The sequence below is a fragment of the Aquabacterium sp. J223 genome, assembly GCF_024666615.1.
Taxonomy (GTDB): domain Bacteria; phylum Pseudomonadota; class Gammaproteobacteria; order Burkholderiales; family Burkholderiaceae_C; genus J223.
Window position 1 is genome coordinate 3,149,114 of the sequence record NZ_CP088297.1, and the last position, 21,240, is coordinate 3,170,353.

General features: G+C 73.1%; 18 protein-coding genes, 3 pseudogenes and 1 riboswitch. Of the genes and pseudogenes, 10 read left to right on the forward strand and 11 right to left on the reverse strand.

Going from position 1 to position 21,240, the window contains the following annotated elements; genetic code table 11:
- Positions 1–214: 214 nt before the first annotated feature.
- Complete coding sequence (locus LRS07_RS14955; RefSeq protein ID WP_260498791.1) at positions 215–1,198, forward strand: tripartite tricarboxylate transporter substrate binding protein; 984 nt, start codon at positions 215–217, stop codon at positions 1,196–1,198.
- 35 nt (positions 1,199–1,233) lie between these two features.
- On the opposite strand, the gene LRS07_RS14960 is transcribed toward LRS07_RS14955, so the two are convergent.
- A complete protein-coding gene (locus tag LRS07_RS14960) occupies positions 1,234–1,704 on the reverse strand; it encodes an ester cyclase (protein WP_260498792.1) in 471 nt (156 codons plus the stop codon).
- 131 nt (positions 1,705–1,835) lie between these two features.
- Between LRS07_RS14960 and LRS07_RS14965 the strand changes: the two genes are divergently transcribed.
- Positions 1,836–2,822: a Gfo/Idh/MocA family protein gene (locus LRS07_RS14965; RefSeq protein ID WP_260498793.1), complete on the forward strand. Its 987-nt coding sequence runs from the start codon at positions 1,836–1,838 to the stop codon at positions 2,820–2,822.
- Between the two features lie 22 nt (positions 2,823–2,844).
- Here the strand turns inward: LRS07_RS14965 and LRS07_RS14970 are convergent.
- Positions 2,845–4,085: pseudogene (locus LRS07_RS14970) on the reverse strand (MFS transporter).
- Between the two features lie 45 nt (positions 4,086–4,130).
- Positions 4,131–4,631: a MarR family winged helix-turn-helix transcriptional regulator gene (locus LRS07_RS14975; protein WP_260498794.1), complete on the reverse strand. Its 501-nt coding sequence runs from the start codon at positions 4,629–4,631 to the stop codon at positions 4,131–4,133.
- A 53-nt stretch (positions 4,632–4,684) separates the two neighbouring features.
- Between LRS07_RS14975 and LRS07_RS14980 the strand changes: the two genes are divergently transcribed.
- Both LRS07_RS14980 and gloA read left to right on the forward strand, forming a co-directional pair.
- Complete coding sequence (locus tag LRS07_RS14980) at positions 4,685–5,227, forward strand: PaaI family thioesterase (protein ID WP_260498795.1); 543 nt, start codon at positions 4,685–4,687, stop codon at positions 5,225–5,227.
- A gap of 30 nt (positions 5,228–5,257) precedes the next feature.
- Entirely contained in the window at positions 5,258–5,668 is a 411-nt protein-coding gene (gene gloA / locus LRS07_RS14985) for a lactoylglutathione lyase (RefSeq protein WP_260498796.1), read from the forward strand.
- 3 nt (positions 5,669–5,671) lie between these two features.
- Here the strand turns inward: gloA and LRS07_RS14990 are convergent, their stop codons facing one another.
- From LRS07_RS14990 to LRS07_RS15005, 4 genes and pseudogenes are all read right to left on the reverse strand, one after another.
- The gene (locus tag LRS07_RS14990; protein WP_260498797.1) at positions 5,672–7,258 is read right to left on the reverse strand and encodes a cryptochrome/photolyase family protein; all 1,587 of its coding nucleotides are present in this window, start codon (positions 7,256–7,258) and stop codon (positions 5,672–5,674) included.
- Between the two features lie 11 nt (positions 7,259–7,269).
- Positions 7,270–7,896, reverse strand: coding sequence for a bifunctional 4-hydroxy-2-oxoglutarate aldolase/2-dehydro-3-deoxy-phosphogluconate aldolase (gene eda / locus LRS07_RS14995; RefSeq protein ID WP_260498798.1), 627 nt, complete (start codon positions 7,894–7,896; stop codon positions 7,270–7,272).
- Between the two features lie 16 nt (positions 7,897–7,912).
- A pseudogene (edd, locus tag LRS07_RS15000) lies at positions 7,913–9,747 on the reverse strand (phosphogluconate dehydratase).
- 94 nt (positions 9,748–9,841) lie between these two features.
- Positions 9,842–10,159, reverse strand: a complete 318-nt coding sequence (locus LRS07_RS15005; RefSeq protein ID WP_260498799.1) for an NTP transferase domain-containing protein — start codon at positions 10,157–10,159, stop codon at positions 9,842–9,844.
- 496 nt (positions 10,160–10,655) lie between these two features.
- Between LRS07_RS15005 and pdxH the strand changes: the two genes are divergently transcribed.
- Positions 10,656–11,300, forward strand: coding sequence for a pyridoxamine 5'-phosphate oxidase (gene pdxH, locus LRS07_RS15010; protein ID WP_260498800.1), 645 nt, complete (start codon positions 10,656–10,658; stop codon positions 11,298–11,300).
- A 48-nt stretch (positions 11,301–11,348) separates the two neighbouring features.
- Here pdxH and LRS07_RS15015 read toward each other — a convergent pair whose 3' ends face one another.
- The 3 genes and pseudogenes from LRS07_RS15015 to msrA form a co-directional block, all read right to left on the reverse strand.
- Positions 11,349–13,418, reverse strand: coding sequence for a TonB-dependent receptor (locus LRS07_RS15015; RefSeq protein WP_260498801.1), 2,070 nt, complete (start codon positions 13,416–13,418; stop codon positions 11,349–11,351).
- A gap of 153 nt (positions 13,419–13,571) precedes the next feature.
- Complete coding sequence (locus tag LRS07_RS15020; protein ID WP_260498802.1) at positions 13,572–13,961, reverse strand: hypothetical protein; 390 nt, start codon at positions 13,959–13,961, stop codon at positions 13,572–13,574.
- 99 nt (positions 13,962–14,060) lie between these two features.
- Positions 14,061–14,619: pseudogene (gene msrA / locus LRS07_RS15025) on the reverse strand (peptide-methionine (S)-S-oxide reductase MsrA).
- Between the two features lie 110 nt (positions 14,620–14,729).
- Between msrA and LRS07_RS15030 the strand changes: the two are divergent.
- On the forward strand, positions 14,730–15,548 hold the full coding sequence (locus tag LRS07_RS15030) for a YdcF family protein (RefSeq protein WP_260498803.1): 819 nt from the start codon (positions 14,730–14,732) through the stop codon (positions 15,546–15,548).
- Between the two features lie 242 nt (positions 15,549–15,790).
- Here LRS07_RS15030 and LRS07_RS15035 read toward each other — a convergent pair whose 3' ends face one another.
- Positions 15,791–17,347: a UbiD family decarboxylase domain-containing protein gene (locus LRS07_RS15035; RefSeq protein ID WP_260498804.1), complete on the reverse strand. Its 1,557-nt coding sequence runs from the start codon at positions 17,345–17,347 to the stop codon at positions 15,791–15,793.
- 253 nt (positions 17,348–17,600) lie between these two features.
- On the opposite strand from LRS07_RS15035, the gene LRS07_RS15040 reads away from it, so the two are divergent.
- The 4 genes from LRS07_RS15040 (at position 17,601) to LRS07_RS15055 (ending at position 21,159) form a co-directional block, all read left to right on the forward strand.
- Positions 17,601–18,473 (forward strand): lytic transglycosylase domain-containing protein, encoded by an 873-nt coding sequence (locus LRS07_RS15040; RefSeq protein WP_260498805.1) that lies wholly within the window; start codon positions 17,601–17,603, stop codon positions 18,471–18,473.
- A 40-nt stretch (positions 18,474–18,513) separates the two neighbouring features.
- Positions 18,514–18,652, forward strand: a riboswitch (ZMP/ZTP riboswitch).
- 75 nt (positions 18,653–18,727) lie between these two features.
- Positions 18,728–19,978, forward strand: coding sequence for a serine hydroxymethyltransferase (gene glyA / locus LRS07_RS15045; protein ID WP_260498806.1), 1,251 nt, complete (start codon positions 18,728–18,730; stop codon positions 19,976–19,978).
- Between the two features lie 33 nt (positions 19,979–20,011).
- Positions 20,012–20,455, forward strand: coding sequence for a transcriptional regulator NrdR (gene nrdR / locus LRS07_RS15050; protein WP_260498807.1), 444 nt, complete (start codon positions 20,012–20,014; stop codon positions 20,453–20,455).
- A gap of 134 nt (positions 20,456–20,589) precedes the next feature.
- Positions 20,590–21,159 carry a pilus assembly FimT family protein gene (locus tag LRS07_RS15055; RefSeq protein WP_260498808.1) on the forward strand — a complete coding sequence of 190 codons (570 nt, stop codon included), beginning with the start codon at positions 20,590–20,592 and terminating at the stop codon, positions 21,157–21,159.
- The last annotated feature ends 81 nt before the right edge of the window (positions 21,160–21,240 follow it).

Sequence of the window (21,240 nt, forward strand, 5' to 3'; positions counted from 1 at the left end):
TTGACGCGGGCGCCCGTCGTCGTCGACGCCGGGCCGGCTACTCCCTCAAGGACATCGCATTCTAGGGTGACCGCCGTGCCCGGCGCCGCGGCCCTCGCGGCGGTCAGGTGGATTGCTCGATCGATCCGGGTTCCACCGCTCGAAGGCGCTTCGCAGCGGGCGATATAAGCCCGAATCGGCAATGCTGGCGACAGCCGGTGGAGAGAGGTCGCACATGAACCATCGACTCGATCGCAGGCGCGCCTGTGCACGCCTGGCCGCCCTGGCGGCCGTGCCCGCCGGGTCCTTCGCCCGTGCGCAGACGTGGCCCGCCAAGCCGGTGCGGGTGGTGGTGGCCTTCACGCCCGGCAGCGCCACCGACACGCTGGCGCGCACGCTCGGCGAGCGGCTGGCCGCCGCCTTCGGGCAACCGGTGGTGGTGGAGAACCGGCCGGGCGGCGGCGGCACGCTGGCCGCCGCGATGGTGGCCAGGACCGAGCCCGACGGCCACACGCTGCTCGTCACCTCCTCGTCCCACACGGTGACGCCGGCCACCCACGGCAACCTGCCGTACAACGTGCAGGCGGACTTCGCCGGCATCACACCGCTGGCCAACCTGCCCAACCTGCTGGTGGTGTCGCCGGCGCGCGGCTGGCGCACGCCGGCCGACCTGGTCGGCGCCGCCAGGGCCAAGCCCGGTGGCCTCACCTACGCCTCCGGCGGCCAGGGCAGCGCGGCGCATGTCAGCGCCGAGCGCTTCCGGCTGGCGGCCGGGTTCGAGGCGGTGCACGTGCCCTACAAGGGCGGGCCGGAGGCGCTGGCCGACGTGATGGCCGGCCGAGTGGACTTCTACTTCTGCCCCATCGCGCCGGCCATGGCCATGCTGCGCGACGGCCGGTTGGCGGCGCTGGCGGTCAGCGGCTCGCGGCGGGCGCAGGCGATGCCGGAGCTGCCCACCACGGTGGAGGCCGGTTACGCCAACTCGGACTACAACTTCTGGGTCGGCATGTTCGCGCCGGCACGGACCCCACGCGAGGTGGTGGCGCGGATCAACCAGGAAAGCCTGAAGGCGCTGCAGCTGCCCGAGGTGCGCGAGCGCTGGTCACGCCTGGGCGCGGAGCCGATGGCCTTGTCGCCCGAGGCGTTCGACCAGCACGTGCGCGAGGAGCTGGCCACCATGGCCGCGCTGGTGAAAACGGCCGGCATCCGGGCCGAATGAGGCCGGGCCGCGGTGCAGCCCGGCGTGCCCGGGGGTCAGGCCACCGGCTTGGCCACGGGCAGCTTCAACGTCCTGCCGTCGAGCCGCAGTTCATGGCCCAGCTGGCGCAGGCGCTCCAGCTGGTCGTAGTACACCGTCTCCTCGGACATCAGCCCCTGGTCGTTGAAACGGCACACCGCGCACAGGTGCTGCACGGTCTTGCGGCCCGTGGGCTCCAGGCCCAGCCAGGGGCCGAGGTGGGTGGCGGTCACCACGTTCTCGGCGATCACGTACTCGCCCAGCGCGACCATGCGCACGGACTCGATGTGCACGTCGGGGAAGGCGGTCCACCAGACGTCGTAGTACTTGGACACCGCCTCCTTGCCGTAGACCTTCTCGCCCGCGGCCACGACGTAGTACATCACGTCGTCGGCCAGCGTCTTCAGCGTGCGCTCGGTGTCGTGCGCGCTTTCGGCGGCGAAGTGCTCGCGCGCCATCTCGAGGTTGCGTTGTTCGGTCGGTCCCATGGGTCGGTGCTCCGTGCTCAGACCGGCGGATTATTCGGACGACGGCCCGTGCGCCCATACGCAGGGACCAGGATTGATCGGCCGATCTCGCTATCCCGTCAGGCTGTCCGTTGTCAGGAGGATCTGCTTCCATGTTGAACGTCGCCATTGAGGGCCTGGGCCGCTGGGGCACCCGGCTGGTGGAATCGGTGCAGGGCAGCCCCGCCCTGCGCTTCGTTGCCGGCATCACCGGCCGGCCCGAGGCGCATGCCGACTTCGCCCGGCGCTTCGGCCTGCGGCTGCTGCCCGCGCTGCAGGACGCGCTGACCGACCCGGGCATCGACGCGCTGGTGCTGGCGACGCCGCATTCGCAGCACGCCGACCAGATCGCGCGCGCCGCGGCCGCCGGCAAGCACGTGTTCGTGGAGAAGCCGCTGGCGCTGCGGCACGAGGACGCCGAGCGCGCGACCGACGCCTGCGAGCGCGCCGGCGTCACGCTCGGCGTGGGCTTCAACCGCCGCTGGTCGCCGGCATGGCAGGAGATGGCGCGGCGCATCGCCGCGGGGGAGATCGGCCGGCTGCTGCACCTGGAGGCCGCGCACTCCGGCCCGTCCGGCCTGCAGCTCAAGCCCGGCGCCTGGCGCTCGGACCGCGCCGAGTGCCCGCTCGGCGCGATGACGCCGCGCGGTGTGCATGCGCTGGACGCCGTGATCGGCCTGGCCGGCTGCGCCACCTCCGTGTTCGCCTTCAGCGACCGGCGCGTGCTCACGGTCGACCTCGACGACACCACCTCGCTGCTGCTGCGCTTCGAAGGCGGTGTCACCGCCAGCCTGTCCACCCTGCACGCGACCGCCGAATGGATGCGGGTGCACGCCTTCGGCAGCGCCGGCTGGCTGGAGATGCGCGGCGACACCGAGCTCACCGCCTGCGCCCTGCAGGGACCGCCCCGGCGCCTCGAACTGGCCCCGGTGGACAAGGAGCGCGCCGAACTGGAGGCCTTCGCACAGGCGGTGGCCACCGGGCGCCGCTTCGTGCTGCCACGCGAGGAGCTGCTCAACGGCGTGGCAGTGGTGGACGCCGCCCTGGCCTCGGTGACCAGCGGGCGGGCGGAGGCGGTCGCCGCGCGCGCGGGCCGCTAGAACGCGCCGGGCCCGGTGCCGCTCAGGCCGGCACCGGCACCGCCGCCGGCCGCGGCGGCTGCTCGCGGATCGGCAGGTGCAGCAGCGCCGCGGCGACGGCCAGCGCGATGTCGATCCACCACATCACGTCGTAGCTGCCCTGGCGCTCGTACAGCCGGCCGCCCAGCCAGGCGCCGAGGAAGCCGCCCACCTGGTGGGTGAACATGACGAGGCCGAACAGGGTGCCGAGGTTGGCGGCGCCGAAGAACTTGCCCACCAGGCCGACCGTCGGCGGCACGGTGGACAGGAAGGTCAGCCCCATCACCGCGGAGAACACCAGCACGACCGTGGCCGACTTCGGCGCCAGCAGGAAGACCAGCACCGCCAGCGCCCGCGAGGCGTAGACCAGCGACAGCAGGCTGCGCATGCGCCACCGCCCCACCGCCCAGCCCATGGCCAGGCTGCCGACGATGTTGAACAGCCCGATCATCGCCAGCGACCAGGCGCCCACCGACGGCGGCAGCCCGCAGGCCGCCACCACGCCCGGCAGGTGCGTGGCGATGAAGGCGACGTGGAAGCCGCAGACGAAGAAGCCCGCCATCAGCAGCCGGTAGCCGGGGTGGCGCAGCGCCTCGCGCACCGGCCGGCGGCTGGGCGCGGGCGCGGCGCTCGGGGCCGCCGTGGCGGCCGCCCGTGCCGGCGCGCCGCGCAGCACCCAGGCCGCCGGCAGGGCCAGCAGGACCAGCAGGGCCATGCCCTGCAGCGCCATCGCCCAGCCGCCGACGACGCTCAGGCCCTGCGCGATCGGCACGAAGACGAACTGGCCGAAGGAGCCACCGGCGTTGACGATGCCGCTGGCCATGCCGCGGCGTTCCGGGGGGATGAGGCGGGCGCTGGCGGCCATCAGCACCGCCGGGCCGGCGATGCCGGCCCCGCCCGCGCTGAGCACCCCGATGGCCAGCACCAGCCCGGCGGTGGTGGTCATGAAGGGCACCAGCGCCGTGCCGAGGGCCACCAGGAGCACGCCGGTGACCAGCACCCGGCCGGCGCCGATGCGGTCGGCCATCGCACCGGCCACCGGCTGCGTCACCCCCACCAGAGCTGGCCGAAGGCGAACGCCAGGCTGATGCTCGACAGGCCCAGGCCGGTGGCGGTGTTGAGGTCGTGCAGGAAGAGCCCGAACGACTGGCGCACGCCCATGGTGAGCGCGAAGGCGCCGGCCGCCGCCAGCAGGACCCAGGCCACCGCCGGCGGTCGACGCCCTGGGGCAAGGTCGGGGCTCATGACGGCACTCCTGTGATGTGAACGGGAATGGAACGGGGCAGCCGCTCAGGCGCCGTCCTCGTCTTCGGCGTCGAGGCCCTGCAGACAGTCGTCGAGCAGCGCGTGCAGCGCGACCACCCGCTCGACACCGAGGCGGGCGTTGAGGGACAGCTGCGCCTGCTTCCAGGCGCGCTGGGCCTCCGCCCGCTTGGCGCGGCCGAGCTCGGTGGCCTCGACCAGGCGGCTGCGGCCGTCCTCGCCCTCGCCCACGGTGACGTAGCCCTGCGCCACCAGCGGCTGCAGGTTGCGGCTCAGCGTCGAGGCGTCCAGCCGCATCTGCGCGGCGATGGTCGACGGCTTGACCGGGCCCAGCAGCACCACGTGCGACAGCAGCGAGTACTGCGTGGTCTTCAACCCGACGGCGGCGATGTGCGCGTCGTAGTGGCGGCTGACCGCGCGGGTGAGCTGGCGCAGCCGGAGGTTGGTGCAGCCGCGCGGCGCGGCGACCGGCTCCGCGTTCTGCGGCGTGTGCTGGCTCGCGGGGGCTGTAGCGGGCTTGACGGGCATTCGAGCATTGTAGCTACAATGCTTGCAACTGCAACCATTTCGGCTCGACCACCATGTCCGATCCCGCCGCCCCGACCGACGACGTCCTCGCCCGCTGGCTGGCGCGCGAGGCCGAGGTGCGACCCCGCTTCGCCACCCCGGGCGTGGCCCGGCCGGAGCAGCTGGTCGGTCGCAGCGGCCTGCAGGTGCTGCAGGCCATGCTCGACGGCGAGCTGCCGCCGGCGCCGATCGCCCGCACGCTCGACTTCATCCTGCTCGAGGTGGCCCACGGCCGGGCGGTGTTCCAGGGCCGGCCGGCCTTCGACCACTACAACCCGCTGGGCACGGTGCACGGCGGCTGGATCGCGACGCTGCTCGACTCGTCGGTCGGCTGTGCCATCCACAGCGCGCTGCCGGCCGGCAAGACCTACACCACGCTGGAGCTGAAGGTGAACTACGTCAAGGCGGTGACCGAGCGGGTACCCCGGGTGCAGGCCCAGGGGGAGGTGATCCACCTCGGCGGCCGCGTGGGCACCGCGCAGGCCCGGCTGGTGGGGCCGGACGGCACCCTGTTCGCCCATGCCTCCACCACCTGCCTGGTCATGGACCCGCGTTGAGAATGGGGGGTCCATCACGGGCCCCTCACCATGCGACTCCTGCACACCATGCTTCGCGTCGGCGACCTGCAACGGTCGGTCGACTTCTACACCAACGTCCTCGGCATGACGCTGCTGCGCACCAGCGAGAACCCCGAGTACAAGTACTCGCTGGCCTTCCTCGGCTACGGCTCGAACCCGGAGCACGCCGAGCTGGAACTGACCTACAACCACGGCGTGACCCGCTACGAGATGGGCACTGCCTACGGCCACATCGCCATCGGCGTGCCGGACGCCTACGCCGCCTGCGACCGCATCCGCGCCGCCGGCGGCAACGTCACCCGCGAGCCGGGCCCGGTCAAGGGCGGCAGCACCGTCATCGCCTTCGTGACGGACCCGGACGGCTACAAGATCGAACTCATCCAACGCGCCGAGGGCGAGGCCGGCAAGGGCTTGCGCTGAGGTTCAGGCGCTGCGGTACCGGGCCTTCGCCGCGATCGCCTTCCAGGTCGCCGCCTCGCGCCGGTGTGAGTCGAGCACCTCGGGCGCCAGCGCGCGCAGCGCCTTCAGCGGCAGTTGCATGCGGCGCACGGTCGCCAGCCGCTCGGCATGGCGGTCGATGAAGTCCCAGTACAGCGGGTTGAGCGGGCAGGCGCGCTCGCCGGCCGCCTGCTTCGGGTCGAAGCGGCAGCCGTTGCAGAGGCTCGGCCCCATGCGGGCGATGTACTTGCCCGAGGCCACGTAGGGCTTGGTCACGAACAGCCCGCCGTCGGCGAAGGTGGCCATGCCGACGACGTTGGGGGTCACCACCCAGTCGTAGGCGTCGACGTAGGCGAACCAGAACCACTCGTTCAGCCCGTGCGGGTCCACGCCCAGAAGGTTGGCGATGTTGGACAGCACCATCAGCCGGGTGATGTGGTGGCTGTGGCCGCGCTCGATCACCTGCCGCACCGTGGTGTCCAGGCAGTTCATCCCGGACGGCCGGCCCCAGTACCAGTCGGGCAGCGGCAGCGTGGCCTGCAGCGCGTTGGTGTCGGCGTAGAGGTCCCGGTGCTCCTCGTAGACCTGGCGCATGAACTCGCGCCAGCCGAGCAGCTGCCGCACGAAGCCCTCGACGCTGGACAGCGGCGCCCGGCCCTCGTGGTAGGCCGCCTCCGCGCGCTGGCACAGCGTGCGCGGGTCGAGGTGGCCGAGGTGGATCGACGCCGACAGCAGCGAATGGAAGAGCGCCGGTTCGTCGGCGTGCAGCGCGTCCTCGAAGGGGCCGAAGTGCGGCAGCAGGTGGTCGACGAAGTGGTCGGCCGCACGCTGGGCCTCGGCCGCGGTCACCGGCCACTCGAAGCCGTCCACCGCGCCGAAGCTGCCCCGGTAGCGCGTGCGCACCAGGTCCATCACCTCGCGCGTGATGGCATCGGGCTCGAACCGCGGACGCGGCGGCACCGGCGGCTCGCCGCGCCAGGGCTTGCGGTTCTCATGGTCCAGGTTCCACACGCCGCCCACCGGCTTGCCGCCGTCCATCAGCAGGCCGGTGTGGCGGCGGGCGGCGCGGTAGAAGGTCTCCATCAGCCGCGGGCCGGGCTTCGGGAAGACCCGCCGCCAGAAGGCCCGGTCGGTGATGAAGAAGGGATTGGGCTGCAGGTGCACCCAGGGCAACGACGCCACCGGCAGCCGCACCTCGGCCTCGGCCGGGCTGCTGGCGTCGAGCCGGTCGAAGCGCCAGCGCTCGCGCACCTCGGTCAGCGCGCGGTCGTACCAGTGCTCGCTGAAGTGCACCACCACCGGGTGGCCGGCCTGGGCCAGCGCCAGCGCCTGGTGGCGCTGGGAGGCGAGCAGCAGCACCAGCTTGTGGGCGTGGTAGGGCCGGCGCGCCGGCTTGGCGGCGGTCTCGACGAAGACCACCGCGGTCTCTTCGCGCGGGCCGTGGACCGTCGGGTCGAGCAGCGGATGAGACGGCTGCTGCTGGTCGTAGGGCAGCCAGACCCAGCGCTTGGGCGGCCTGCGTGGGTCAGGCCGGTGGCCCGCGATGCGGCGCCAGAACCCCTCGCCCGCCATGGAACGGGGCGTCAGCGGCGCAGGCCGGAGGCCTCCTGCGCCAAGGCGGTGATGCGCGCCCAGTCGCCCTTGGCCATGGCGTCGGCCGGGGTCAGCCAGGAACCGCCCACCACCTTGACGTTCGGCAGCGCGAGGTAGTCGCGTGCGTTGGCCATCGTGATGCCGCCGGTGGGGCAGAACACCACGTCGGTGAAGGGCCCGGCCCAGGCCTTGAGCAGCGGGATGCCGCCGGCCGCCTGCGCCGGGAAGAACTTGAGGAACGACAGTCCGTCGGCCTGCGCGGCCATCACCTCGCTGGCGGTGGCCACGCCCGGCAGCAGCGGCAGGCCGGCCTCGCGGCAGGCGGCGCCCACCTCGCGGGTGTAGCCCGGGCTGACGGCGAAACGGGCGCCGGCCGCCTGCGACGCCTTCACGTCGGCCACGCTGCGCACCGTGCCGGCGCCGACGATGGCCTCCGGCACCTCGCGGGCGATCGCTTCGAGGCCGGGCAGGCCGGCGGGCGTGCGCAGCGTCACCTCCAGCACCCGGACGCCGCCGGCGACCAGCGCGTGGGCCATCGGCACCGCCTGCTCCAGCCGGTCGATGACGATGACGGGGATGACGGGGCCGTGCTCGGCCAGCGACAGGGTGTTGAGCATGACGTGAAGATGTGGTTCAGGCGTCGGGCAGCCAGGTGCAGGCGCCCTCCTCCGCCGAATTGACCAGCCGGCGCATGCCGGCGAAGAGCTCGCGGCCGAGGCCGTGGGCGTTGTCGTCGGCACGGCGCGGGTCGATGACCGCCGGCTCGCGGGCCGCCCATTCGGCGGCGTCGACCAGCGCCTCCAGCGTGCCGGCCGTGGCGTCCAGCCGCACGATGTCGCCGTCGCGCACCCGGGCCAGCGGACCGCCGGCCAGCGCCTCGGGCGAGACGTGGATGGCCGCCGGCACCTTGCCGGAGGCACCGCTCATGCGGCCGTCGGTGACCAGCGCCACGCGGAAGCCCTTGCCCTGGAGCACGCCCAGCGGCGGCGTCAGCTTGTGCAGTTCCGGCATGCCGTTGGCCTTCGGCCCCTGGAAGCGCACGACGGCCACCACGTCGCCGTTCAGCTCGCCGGCCTGGAAGGCCCGGATCAGGTCGTCCTGGCCGTCGAACACCCGCGCCGGCGCTTCGATCACATGGCGGTCCTGCGGCACCGCCGAGGTCTTGATCACCGCGCGGCCCAGGTTGCCCTGCAGCAGCTTCAGCCCGCCGGTGGGGCTGAAGGGCTGCGTCGCTTCGCGCAGCACGGTGTCGTCGCCCGGCGCCTTGGGCAGCGCATGCCAGGTCACGCCGCCCTCGCCGTCGCGCTGCGGCAGCCGGGTGTAGGCGCGGATGCCCTCGGCGTGCACGGTGGCCACGTCCTCGTGCAGGCAGCCGGCGTCGAGCAGCTCGCGCAGCACGAAGCCGGGGCCGCCGGCGGCCTGGAAGGCGTTCACGTCGGCGCTGCCGTTGGGGTAGACGCGCGCCAGCAGCGGCACCACCGACGACAGCTCCGAGAAGTCGTTCCAGTCGATGACGATGCCGGCCGAGCGCGCCACCGCCACCCAGTGGATGAGGTGGTTGGTCGAGCCGCCGGTGGCCAGCAACGCCGCCATGGCGTTGACGATGGCGCGTTCGTCGACCAGCCGGCCGATGGGGGGTGAAGCGCTGGCCCTGCCGGTGGGTGATGGACAGCACGGTGCGCACCGCCTCGCGGGTCAGCGCCTCGCGCAGGCCGTCGTGCGGGTGGATGAAGGCGGCGCCCGGCACGTGCAGGCCCATCGCCTCCATCAGCATCTGGTTGCTGTTGGCGGTGCCGTAGAAGGTGCAGGTGCCGGGGCCGTGGTAGGCCTTCTGCTCGGCCTCCAGCAGCTCGGCGCGGCCGACCTGGCCGGCGGCGGCCTGCTCGCGCACCTTGGCCTTCTCGGCGTTCGACAGGCCGCTGCTCATCGGCCCGCCCGGCACGAACACGCACGGCAGGTGGCCGAAGTGCAGCGCGCCGATGAGCAGGCCGGGCACGATCTTGTCGCAGATGCCCAGCAGCAGCGCGGCGTCGAAGACGTCGTGGCTCAGGGCCACCGCGGTGCCCATGGCGATGGTGTCACGCGAGAACAGGCTGAGCTCCATGCCGGGCAGGCCCTGGGTCACGCCGTCGCACATCGCCGGCACGCCGCCGGCGACCTGCGCGGTCGAGCCCAGCTTGCGCGCCTCGTCCTTCAGGATGGCGGGGAAGCCCTCGTACGGCTGGTGCGCCGACAGCATGTCGTTGTAGGCGGTGACGATGCCGATGTTGGGCGCACGCTCGACCACCACCTTGAACTTGTCGCCCGCGGGCAGCGCGGCGAAGGCGTGGGCCACGTTGGCGCATCCGAAGCGGTCGGTCGCGGGGGGGGCGGTCGAGTCGGTCCTGCAGGCGCTGCAGGTACGGTTCGCGCAGCCGGCGGCTGCGCTCGCGGATGCGGTCGGTGACACGCTGGAGGACGGGGTTCATGCCGGGACCATTATGGACAGGGGACCGGTCCATCAAGCGCCGTGCCCAGGGCCCGCGGCGTCCGCCCGGACGGCAGGCATCGAACGCCGGACCGTCAGCGGACGGCGGCGGCCAGCGCGGCCTCGTGCCGCAGGCGCTGGGCCAGGGCGAGGTCGTCCGCGGTGCTCACCTGCAGCAGCACGCCGGGATCGTCGACCTCCACGCCGTGGGCGGGGTAGCGTGCCTCCAGCCGCTGTGCGCCGTCCCGGCCCTGCAGACGGGCGAGGTCGGAGTACAGCTCCGCCGAGAAGCCGACCGGCCGCGCGCGGCGGCCGCGGTACTGCGCGAAGGCGACGGGATGGTGGCTGAGCGCCCGCGCGACCGCCAGCAGCGTCGAGGCCCGGACCAGCGGCATGTCGGCCTGCCACAGCACCCAGCCGGCGGCATCCGGGCAGGCGCCGACGCCGCGGGCGATGGCCTGTCCCAGCGTGGGGGGGTGCCGGTGACTCCGCCTCGTCGGCGAGCAGCAGCACGTCTCGCGCGGCGGCCAGGCGACGCGCCGGTTCGGACAGCGCCGGGGTGGTCACCACCTTCAACGGCAGCTCGGTGGCCAGCGCCTGGCGCAGTGCCGCGGCCAGCACGCTGTGCTGGCCGTCCAGCGGCTGCTGCAGCGCCTGCACCAGCCCGCCGGCACGCCGGGCGCCCGGCAGCGCGAGCAGCACGAGGGCGGCAGGCGGCGTCACGGCCGCGGCCCCCGGTCGGCCATCGAGGGCCACGGGAATGCAAGAACCAACGTCTTCTCCTTGATCTGGCCGCAAGGATGGGAGGCGGTGCCGGGACAGGACACCCGGACCTCTACCTAAGGCCGGCACCCCATAGGGCCGACCCTCTGGCGCGAGGCGTCGCGGCGCTGGCCGATACTGGCGGGCATGGACCACGACCGCCTCGCCGCCCTGCGCAAGAGCTACGAACGCGCCGCGCTCGACGAGCAGGCCGCGGACCCGGACCCGCTGCGGCAGTTCGAGCGCTGGCTGACCGAGGCGCTGCAGGCCGAGCTGCCGGAGCCCAACGCCATGACGCTGGCCACGGTGGGCGAGGACGGCCGGCCCTCCAGCCGCATCGTGCTGGTCAAGGGCGTCGATGCCCGCGGCCTGGCCTGGTACACCAACTACGACAGCCGCAAGGGCCGCGACCTGGCGGCCCACCCCTTCGCCGCCCTGCAGTTCCACTGGGTCGAGCTGGAGCGGGTGGTGCGCATCGAGGGCCGGGTGGAGAAGACCAGCGAGGCCGAGTCCGACGCCTACTACGCCAGCCGCCCGCTGGACTCGCGCATCGGCGCCTGGGCCTCGCCGCAGAGCCGGCCGATCGAGTCGCGCGCCGTGCTGGTGGCCAATGCCGCCCGCTACGGCGCGCAGTTCCTGCTGCAGCCGCCGCGGCCGCCGCACTGGGGCGGCTACCGGCTGCGGCCGGACCGCTGGGAGTTCTGGCAGGGCCGTCCCTCCCGGCTGCACGACCGGCTGGAGTACCGCCCGTTGCCCGAAGGCGGCTGGCGGCTGCAGCGCCTGGCGCCCTAGCCAGGGAGGCCCCCAGCCGCTTGGGTCGGGCCGGGCGCTGGCTGGGCCTCAGAACCTGACGCGCAAACCCGTCATCAGCGACCGCCCCGGCATCGGCGCCAGCAGCCGCGCGCTGCGCAGCGCGCTCGAGTTGTAGGCCAGTTCGTTGGTCAGGTTGTCCAGCCGCACGAACCAGAGCGCGTCCGCCCCGCCGAGGTCGATGCGCCGGGTCAGCCACAGGTCCAGCTTGGTCCACGCCGCGGTCGCGACGTCGGTGGCGGGCACCCGGTCCTGTCGTCCGGCGTGGCGCAGCGAGGCACCCGCCTTCCACGGCCCCTGGGCCGCCTCCAGGCCGAGCGTGACCCGCCACGGCGCCAGCCGCGGCAGCGGTTCGCCGGTGTCGCGGCGTTCGCCGCGCACCAGGTCGCCGACGGCGTTCAGGTCCAGCGTCCAGCCGCGGTCGAGCAGCCGGGTGCGGGCCTGCGCTTCGAGGCCCTTCAACGTGGCCGGCACGGCCTGGAAGCTGTACTGCGGCACGTCCTGCGGGTTGCCGTCGTCGTCGACCAGGGTGACCAGCCCGGTCTGGTTGAGCGCGATGTAGTTGGCGAAGCGGGTCTGGTAGACCTGGGCGCGCAGGCGGTCGTGGCCGCGCTGCCACTGCAGGCCGACCTCGGCATGGCGGCTGCGCTCGGTGGCGAGGGCGGCATCGCCCACCTCATAGGCGCCGGTGGCCACGTGCAGCCCGTTGGCGAACAGCTCGTAGTAGGTCGGTGCCCGGCGGCTGCTGGCCAGCGAGCCGACCAGCGACAGCCCGTCGCCGCCGGCCGGCTGCCCGGACGCCAGCGGCAGCTCCAGCCCGAGCGAGGCGCTGCCCGGCGAGAACCGGCGGGCCTGCGGCGCGCCGAACTGGCCGCTGCCGTCCTCGTCGCCGGCGGACGACACCTCCACCCGTTCCTGGCGGGCGCCGACGGTCCAGCGGCTGGGGCCCAGCGACCAGCGCTCGAGCAGGAACAGTGCGCTCGACCGGGTGCGGGTGCTCGGCACGAAGGCCTCGTCGCCCAGCGCGGCGAAGCGGCTGTCCTCGGTCTGCACGCCGACCACGCCCTCGAAGGGCCCGAACGGCCGGTGCCGGGCCTCCAGCCGAACGTCGTGGCCGCGGTTGGAGAAGCGGGTGCCGATGCTGCCGTCGCCCTCGAACTCGGCGTGGCGGTAGCGGGTGCGCGAGGCCTCCAGCCGCAACTCGGTGAAGGGGCCGGACAGCTGCCGCCGCTCGGCCGAGAAGGCGGTCCGCTCGCGCTTCAGGCCGATGGTGATGTCCGGCTCGACGGTCACGCCGTAGTCGTTGCGCAGCGTCTCGTGCGACACGCCGACATGGCCCCGGGCGTCGGCCCAGGAGACGCCGAGCGCCGCGCCCTCGGCCTCGCCGGCGGAGTTCAGCACGCGGCGCCGCGGCGGCTCCACCGTGCCGTCGGGCTGCACCGGGGTGAAGGACGGCACGCGCAGGTCGCCGGTGCGGCGGCCGTGCAGGTCGAGGTGCCAGTTGAGTCCGGCGGCACCGCCCTCGATCACCGCCGCGGCGGCACGTTCGCGTGCGGCGCCGCCGGCACGCACCTCGGCGCGGCCAAGCACACCCTGCAGCGGCTGCCGCGGGATGCGGTTGTCGATGGTGTTGACCACGCCGCCGACCGCGCTGCCGCCGTACAGCAGCGTGGCCGGCCCGCGCAGCACCTCGACCCGCTCCACCGCCAGCGGGTCGACGGCGACGGCGTGGTCGAAGCTCAGGCTGGACGCGTCGAGCTGGGCGCCGCCGTTCTGCAGCACCCGCACCCGGTCGCCGTCGAGGCCGCGGATGACGGGCCGGCTGCTCTGCGGACCGAAGCCGCTGCCGGCCACGCCGGGCAGGCCGTCGAGCAGGTCGCCCAGGGTGGGCGCGCGCTGGCGCAGCAGTTCGTCGCCGGCGAGCACGGACGACGGCTGCACCGGCGAGCGGTCGCGCAGCGGGTTGCCGGTGATGGTGACCTCGTCGGTGCGTGCGGGCGCCGTCTGGGCGAGGACGGAAGGGGCAGGCCCGATCAGCAGGGCGGAGGTGGCGAGGGCCACGGCATGGCGCCGCGGCAGGAAGGTGGTGTTCGTCGACATGAAAGGGCGAAGGCAGGCCGCGAAGGGTCGCGGCGCACGGCGGCCACCGTCCCCTGCGGGGACCGGGCGGCCGAGACCGGCACCCGGGCCCACGGCCGCGGATGCCGAACGGGCACGCCGGCGCGGGGCTCCCCGGCGCGGCGTGCGGCGTCGTCAGCCCTGCCGCGGTGGGGCGCGCGCTTCGTAGGCGGCCGGGGGGGCGGTCGCCAGCCGGGCCTCGACCGGCCTCGCCTCCTCCGCCGCCACCTGCGGCGGCGCCGGCAGCAGCGGTGGCAGGACCACCGGCCCGGCATGGGCCAGCTGGTCGAGGACCTGGCACCACAGGCCGCCTTCGTCGTGGCCAGCGGTGGCCAGCTGGACCCACGGCGAATCGGCCATCGCCTGCAGCGACGGCAGGCGTCCCGATGGCACGGGCCGGTCCGCCCGGTGCCCTCCGCCGTGCAGCAGCGCCAGCGCCTGCGCCAGCAGCAGGCACACCGCGGCCAGCCAGATGGCGAGCGGGCGATGACGTCGGACGGCGAATCGGGTGGGCAGGTGCGGCACGGCGGTGGGCCGGCGTCCCGTGGGCCCGACGGGGCGCGGGACGGCGGCGGGGGCCGATGCTAGCCGACGGCGGCGACGCGGCGATGTCCGCCGCGCGGATCAGGCGCCGCGGCGGACGCGCTCGGCGAAGGTGCGCCTGAACTTCTCCACCTTGGGCGCCACCACGAAGGCGCAGTAGCCCTGGTTCGGATGGCGGGCGAAGTAGTGCTGGTGCTCGTCTTCCGCGCGGTGGTAATTGGCCACCGCGCAGCTCGGTCACCACCCGGCCGCCCGTCGCCTCCTGCGCCATGCCGATGACCTCGCGCGCCACCTGCTCCTGCTGCGCGTCGTGGACGTAGATGCCGGAGCGGTACTGCGTGCCGACGTCGTTGCCCTGGCGGTTCAGCGTGGTCGGGTCGTGGATGGTGAAGAAGATCTCGAGGATGTCGCGGTAGCCGATGCGCGCCGGGTCGAAGCGAAGCCGCACCACCTCGGCGTGGCCGGTGCGGCCGGTGCAGACCTGCTCGTAGGTGGGGGCGGCCGCCTGGCCGTTGCTGTAGCCGGACTCGACCGACAGCACCCCCTCGACCTGCTCGTACACCGCCTCCAGGCACCAGAAGCAGCCGCCGGCCAGGGTGGCTTCCTCGACGGCGGGGGAGGTGGGCGCGGCGGTGGTCATCTCGGTCCTTTCGGTGGCGGGCGGCAGCCCGGCGGCAGCGCATTGTCCGGCGCGTCGCGGCCGGGCCTCGCCACAATGCGGGCCGACCTCACACCGCGGATGGCTGCCGCTTGAACTCGCTCTTCGTCCAGCTCGGCCTGCAGCACTGGAAGCCGCTGCTCACCTCGCTGCTGTTGCCGCCGGTGCCGTTGCTGCTGTTGCTGCTGGCCGCCGGCGGCCTGCTGTGGCGGCGACGGACGGCGGGCTGGGCGCTGCTGTGGATCGGGGTGATCGGCCTGTGGCTGAGCACCAGCACGGCGGTGGCCGAGGCCTTGCGCGAGGTGCTGCTGTCGCCCCCGCCCGCCCTCTCCGGCCCGCAGGTCGACGCCGTCCGCCGCGAGGCGCGGGAACGGCCCACCGCCATCGTCGTCCTCGGTGGCGGCCGCGAGGACTTCGCGCCCGAGTACGCCGGGTCGAGCCTGACCGACAACTCGCTGGAACGCCTGCGCTACGGCCTGTGGCTGGCCCGGCGCACCGGCCTGCCGGTGGCCTTCAGCGGCGGGGTGGGCTGGGGCGACGGCGGCGCCGACCGGCCGGAGGCCGAGGTGGCCGCCGCCATCGCGGCCGAGGAGTTCGGCCGCCCGCTGCGCTGGGTGGAGTCGGCGTCGCGCGACACCCGCGAGAACGCACAGGCCATGCTGCGCCAGCTGCCCGGCGACGGCATCCGCCGGGTGCTGCTGGTCAGCCACGGCTGGCACCTGCCGCGTGCGGTGCGCGCCTTCGAGCAGGCCGCCGCGCACGCCGGGGTCGCCCTGGCCGTCGTGCCGGCGCCGATCGCCCTGGCCCCTCGCATCCGCCATCCGGTGCTGCGCTGGCTGCCCAGCGGCGAGGGGTTGGAACTGAGCCGCGCGGTCTGGCGGGAAGCACTCGGCCGGCTGGCCGGCGCTTGAGCACGACGCCGCGACACGGTCCCTGAAACGACAAACCCCTCCGGTCTTTCGATCGGAGGGGCGGACCGCCGAAGCGGTTGGCGGGGATCCGAGGGGAACTTGGCCTCGGGGCCCCTTGGTGCGCAGGGACTGCGTCACTCGATGGACCCGATCTGGATCGGGTGAACGGACCTTACGCCTGCACCACCGACCCCTGCAAGCGCGTTGAGGCTATTGCGCCCGGACGCACGATCGTGCGCCGCTCATCGGCCCGCCAGCAGCCGACTTGCCAGGTCCTCCATCCTGGCGGTCACCGCCGCGTCCATGGTGATCGGGCGCCCCCATTCCCGCGTGGTCTCGCCCGGCCACTTGTTCGTCGCGTCCCAGCCCAGCTTGCCGCCCAGGCCGCTGGTCGGCGAGGCGAAGTCGAGGTAGTCGATCGGGGTGTGCTCGACCAGCGTGGTGTCGCGCACCGGGTCCATGCGGGTGGTGATGGCCCAGACCACGTCCTTCCAGTCGCGGATGTCGACGTCGTCGTCGGTCACCACGATGAACTTGGTGTACATGAACTGGCGCAGGAAGCTCCACAGCCCGAACATCAGCCGCTTGGCATGGCCGGGGTAGGCCTTGCGGATGGAGATGACGGCCAGCCGGTAGCTGCAGCCCTCGGGCGGCAGGTAGAAGTCGACGATCTCGGGAAACTGCTTCTGCAGGATGGGCACGAACACCTCGTTCAGCGCCATGCCCAGCACCGCGGGTTCGTCGGGCGGCTTGCCGGTGTAGGTGGAGTGGTAGACCGCGTCCTCGCGCCGGGTCAGGCGGTCGAGGCGGAAGACGGGGAACCAGTCCTGCTCGTTGTAGTAGCCGGTGTGGTCGCCGAACGGGCCCTCCAGGGCATGCAGGTAGCCGTTGCGCTCCTTCAAGGGCACGCCGGCCGGGCTGATGCCTTCGAAACCGGGGGCCGCCGGCGGGATGTGGCCCTCGAGCACGATCTCGGCGCTGGCCGGCACCTGCAGCTTCAGCTCGCCTTCGCCCACGGCGGTGTCGACCACCTCGGTGCGGCTGCCACGCAGCAGGCCGGCGAACTGGTACTCCGACAGCGTGTCCGGCACGGGCGTCACCGCGCCGAGGATGGTGGCGGGGTCGGCCCCGAGCGCGACGGCGATGGGAAACGGCCGGCCGGGATGCGCGATGGCGAAGTCGCGGAAGTCGAGCGCGCCCCCGCGGTGGGCGAGCCAGCGCATGATGACCTCGCGCGGCCCGATGACCTGCTGGCGGTAGATGCCGAGGTTCTGCCGCAGCCGGGGCGACGGCCCGCCCTGCGGGCCGCGGGTGATCACCAGACCCCAGGTGATCAGCGGGCCGGCATCGCCGGGCCAGCACCACTGCACCGGCAGCTGGCCCAGGTCCACCTCGTCGCCCTGCAGCACCATGTCCTGGCAGGGGGCGCGGCGCAGTCGCTGGGGCTTCATGTCCCAGAGCGCCTTCGCGAGCTGCGCGAGACGCCCGGCGTCCTTCAGGCCACGCGGCGGTTCGGGCTCCTTCAGGCTGGCGAGCAGCCGACCGACCTCCCTCAACTCGGTGGTGTCGTCGGCGCCCATGCCGAGCGCCACCCGCCGCGGCGTGCCGAACAGGTTGCCCAGCACCGGCATGCGACGGCCGGGCGCCGGCTCGAACCAGAGTGCCGGGCCTCCGCCTCTGAGGACCCGGTCGCACAGGGCCGTCATCTCCAGGTGCGGCGACACCGGCTCGACGACGCGCCTCAGTTCTCCAAGCCCCTCCAGCTGGCGGACGAAGTCACGCAGGTCGCGGTACTTCATATCTGAAAGTAGTCACTTCGCATTTCCTTATTGTTGACCGGTTATGACGGCCCTTCCTAGAATCGTCCCAACCCGTCTACATACGGGTTAACCCGTGGCGCCGAGCAGGTCGTCACGGACCGCTGCCCGTCGCCGCCTTGTGCACCGTGGGTTTCGCCGGTGTGCTCCAAGGAGAGCGGCCGATTATCGACGTCGTCCTTCGTCGCCTCCCGCCAGGGAGAGACGCCGGGCGGCGACAGAGAAAGGAAGAACGATGACAGCGCTGCGCCTCCTGAGCCTTTGGGTCGTTGCGGTGGGGACCGGCATCGGCGTGTTCGTGCGCGACGTCGGCCATGGTCTGCTCGAGGTGGGCCACAACACGCTGGCCGTGGTCGGCCTGACGGTCGTCGCCCTGCTCGCCTTCACCGCCGGCCGCGACGACCTGCGGCATTCGGCCGAAGAAATGGCCTATGGCTGGCTGCAGGCCCGGCAGGAGGCGAAGGCCGAGCGCAACGGCGACCTGCTGTTCGCGCTGGCCGAGAACAGCGCGGTCACCCGCGCCACGGCCGCCGACCCGCGGGCGCTCAGCCGCCAGCAGGCCGCCGTCGCCCAGTGGCTGTCGCGCCGCTACCAGGTGGCCCCGGAGCCGCTGAGCCGTCTGGTGCAGGAGGCCTGGCGCGTGGGCCAGAAGGCGAACCTGGAGCCCACCCTGATCCTGGCCGTGATGGCCATCGAGTCGCGCTTCAATCCCTTCGCCCAGAGCCCGGTGGGCGCGCAGGGCCTGATGCAGGTGATGACCCGCGTGCACGACGACAAGTACCAGCCCTTCGGCGGCAAGCACGCCGCCTTCGACCCGGTGACGAACCTGCGCGTCGGCGTCCAGGTGCTGAAGGACTGCATTGCCCGCGCCGGCAGCCTGGAGGGCGGGCTGCGCCATTACGTCGGCGCGGCCGGCCTGCCCGACGACGGCGGCTACGGCGGCAAGGTGCTGGCCGAGCAGGGATACCTGCAGCGGGTGGCGGCCGGCAAGTCGGTGCCGGTGACGGCGCCGCTGCCGACCTTCGTCAAGGCCGACCCGCCCGCGCCGCGAGACGGCACCCCGGCCGTCCCGGCGGCCGACGAGCGCGTCGCCCTGCTCGACCGCTGATCCTGCGCCGCCCGGAGGGGCCGACGTGCGATTGCTACACTGCGCGCCGCGCGACTGGCGATAGGGACCGGCCCGAAAGGCACGGTACCCGAGGTGGATCACCACCGGGGAGCGCGAAGGCCGCCGCACCGATCCCCGTTGCGTGCCGGCCGCATCAGCCGTTCGCCTGGGCAGCCCTCAACCCGCCCGCTGCCGTCCGCGTGACGGCCGCCCGGTGTGGCGCGATGGCCCTTCGTTCTGAAGAGGACTGCCGAATGTTCGACCGTACCCATTCCACGCTTGCCGCCGTCGACCCCGAGGTCTGGGCCGCCGTCCAGGCCGAGAACCGCCGCCAGGAAGCGCACATCGAGCTCATCGCCAGCGAGAACTACACCTCGCCCGCGGTGATGCAGGCGCAGGGCTCGCAACTCACCAACAAGTACGCCGAGGGCTACCCCGGCAAGCGCTACTACGGCGGCTGCGAGCACGTCGACGTGGTCGAGGAACTGGCCATCGCCCGCCTGAAGCAGCTCTTCGGCGCAGCCCATGCCAACGTGCAGGCCAACTCCGGCTCGCAGGCCAACCAGGCGGTGTTCTTCGGCCTGCTGCAGCCGGGCGACACCATCATGGGCATGAGCCTGGCCGAAGGCGGGCACCTGACCCACGGCATGCCGCTGAACATGAGCGGCAAGTGGTTCAACGTGGTGAGCTACGGCCTGAACGCCGAGGAGGCCATCGACTACGACGCGATGGAGCGGCTGGCCCACGAGAAGAAGCCCAAGCTCATCATCGCCGGTGCCTCGGCCTACAGCCTGCGCATCGACTTCGAGCGTTTCGCCCGCGTGGCCAAGGCCGTCGGCGCCTACTTCATGGTCGACATGGCGCACTACGCCGGCCTGATCGCCGCCGGCGTCTACCCCAACCCGGTGCCGCATGCCGACGTCGTCACCTCGACCACCCACAAGAGCCTGCGCGGCCCGCGCGGCGGTGTGGTGCTGAGCAACGACGAGGCGGTCGCGAAGAAGATCAACAGCGCCATCTTCCCCGGCATCCAGGGCGGCCCGCTGATGCACGTCATCGCCGGCAAGGCGGTGGCCTTCCAGGAGGCGCTGCAGCCCGAGTTCAAGGCCTACCAGCAGCAGGTGGTGAAGAACGCCGCCGCGCTGGCCGAGACGCTGGTCGAGCGCGGCCTGCGCATCGTCTCCGGCCGCACCGAGAGCCACGTGATGCTGGTCGATCTGCGCGCCAAGGGCCTGACGGGCAAGGAAGCCGAGACACTGCTCGGCCTCGCTCACATGACCTGCAACAAGAACGCGATCCCGAACGACCCGCAGAAGCCGATGGTCACCAGCGGCATCCGCCTGGGGTCGCCGGCGATGACGACCCGGGGCTTCAAGGAAGCGCAGGCGCGGGCCACCGGCCACCTCATCGCGGACGTGCTGGACAAGCCTCACGACGAGGCCGTGCTCGCCGAGGTGCGCGCCAAGGTGGCCGCGCTGACGCGCGACTTCCCGGTCTACCGTTGAACGACGCGCACCGCGGACGGGGCTGACGCCGGCATGCGCTGCCCCTTCTGCAGCCACACCGAGACCCAGGTCGTCGAGACCCGGGAATCGGACGAGGGCGACGTGGTGCGCCGGCGCCGCCGCTGCCTGAAATGCGACAAGCGGGTCACCACCTACGAGCGGCCGGAGATCGCGCTGCCGTCGGTGGTGAAGAAGGACGGCTCGCGCACCGACTTCGACCGCGCGAAGCTGCGGGCGTCCATGCTGCTGGCGCTGCGCAAGCGGCCGGTCAGCATGGAACAGGTGGACGCCGCGCTGGAGCGCATCGAGGACAAGCTGCTGACCAGCGGCGCCCGCGAAGTGGCCTCCTCGCGCCTGGGCGAACACGTGATGCGGGAACTCAAGCGCATCGACAAGGTGGCCTACGTCCGCTTCGCCTCGGTCTACCGCAGCTTCGAGGACGTGGACGAGTTCCGCCAGCTCATCCGCGACATCTGACCCTCCGCCGGGGGAGGCGCCGCCCCCCCCCCCCCTGCGGGTGCCGCCGGCCGCCCTTCGGGGGACGCGCGGCCGGCGGCCGGTTCCTACAGTGAGGTCCATCCCACCCGATGACCGTCACCCGAGGAGCCGCCATGACCACCACCATCGCCGCCCGCACCGCCCGCCGTTCGTCGCGCCTCAGCCGCGGGGTGACGATGGTCGAGATGGGCATCGTGCTCGCCATCGTCGCCGTGCTGTCCTGCGTGGCCGTCGCCAGCACCCGCGGCATGAAGGACCGGCAGCTGCAGCAGGGCGTGGCGGCGGAGCTGGCCGGCGACATCCAGTGGCTGCGCATGGAGGTCAACAGCCGCGCCCAGCCGCTGCGCCTGACGCTGGACCGCAATGGCCGGGGCAGCTGCTACATGATCCACAGCGGCCCGGCGGACGCCTGCCGCTGCGAGGCCGACGGCCCGGCGCTGTGCAGCGGCGAGGCGCACCTGCTCAAGGCGGTGTACCTGCCGGCGCAGCTCGGCGTGTCGGTGGCCAAGATCGGCACCGGCCGGTCGACCGAGGTGCGGCCGGGCAGGCTGACCTTCTCGCCGACGCTGACGGTGGAGGTGGCCCGCCAGGGCGGCCCGGCGATCCGCCACGTCGTCGCCATCACCGGCCGCCTGCGCAGCTGCGCCGAAGGCGGCGCGGTCCAGGGCCTTCCGGCCTGCTGACCCCCTTGAACAGGGGGGTGGCCCGGACTGGCGGCCATTTGCCCGGGACAAGCGGCACGGCGCCGTGAACCGTGAAGCACC

Excerpts from the sequence above, each read along its gene's own strand:
- LRS07_RS14960 (WP_260498792.1), bottom strand. The coding sequence starts at position 1,704 with ATGGGACCGACCGAACAACGCAACCTCGAGATGGCGCGCGAGCACTTC.
- LRS07_RS14955 (WP_260498791.1), top strand. The coding sequence starts at position 215 with ATGAACCATCGACTCGATCGCAGGCGCGCCTGTGCACGCCTGGCCGCC.
- LRS07_RS15015 (WP_260498801.1), bottom strand. The coding sequence starts at position 13,418 with ATGTCGACGAACACCACCTTCCTGCCGCGGCGCCATGCCGTGGCCCTC.
- LRS07_RS14990 (WP_260498797.1), bottom strand. The coding sequence starts at position 7,258 with ATGGCGGGCGAGGGGTTCTGGCGCCGCATCGCGGGCCACCGGCCTGAC.
- LRS07_RS14980 (WP_260498795.1), top strand. The coding sequence starts at position 4,685 with ATGTCCGATCCCGCCGCCCCGACCGACGACGTCCTCGCCCGCTGGCTG.
- gloA (WP_260498796.1), top strand. The coding sequence starts at position 5,258 with ATGCGACTCCTGCACACCATGCTTCGCGTCGGCGACCTGCAACGGTCG.
- LRS07_RS15055 (WP_260498808.1), top strand. The coding sequence starts at position 20,590 with ATGACCACCACCATCGCCGCCCGCACCGCCCGCCGTTCGTCGCGCCTC.
- LRS07_RS14975 (WP_260498794.1), bottom strand. The coding sequence starts at position 4,631 with ATGCCCGTCAAGCCCGCTACAGCCCCCGCGAGCCAGCACACGCCGCAG.
- LRS07_RS15040 (WP_260498805.1), top strand. The coding sequence starts at position 17,601 with ATGACAGCGCTGCGCCTCCTGAGCCTTTGGGTCGTTGCGGTGGGGACC.
- glyA (WP_260498806.1), top strand. The coding sequence starts at position 18,728 with ATGTTCGACCGTACCCATTCCACGCTTGCCGCCGTCGACCCCGAGGTC.
- eda (WP_260498798.1), bottom strand. The coding sequence starts at position 7,896 with ATGCTCAACACCCTGTCGCTGGCCGAGCACGGCCCCGTCATCCCCGTC.
- LRS07_RS14965 (WP_260498793.1), top strand. The coding sequence starts at position 1,836 with ATGTTGAACGTCGCCATTGAGGGCCTGGGCCGCTGGGGCACCCGGCTG.
- pdxH (WP_260498800.1), top strand. The coding sequence starts at position 10,656 with ATGGACCACGACCGCCTCGCCGCCCTGCGCAAGAGCTACGAACGCGCC.
- nrdR (WP_260498807.1), top strand. The coding sequence starts at position 20,012 with ATGCGCTGCCCCTTCTGCAGCCACACCGAGACCCAGGTCGTCGAGACC.
- LRS07_RS15035 (WP_260498804.1), bottom strand. The coding sequence starts at position 17,347 with ATGAAGTACCGCGACCTGCGTGACTTCGTCCGCCAGCTGGAGGGGCTT.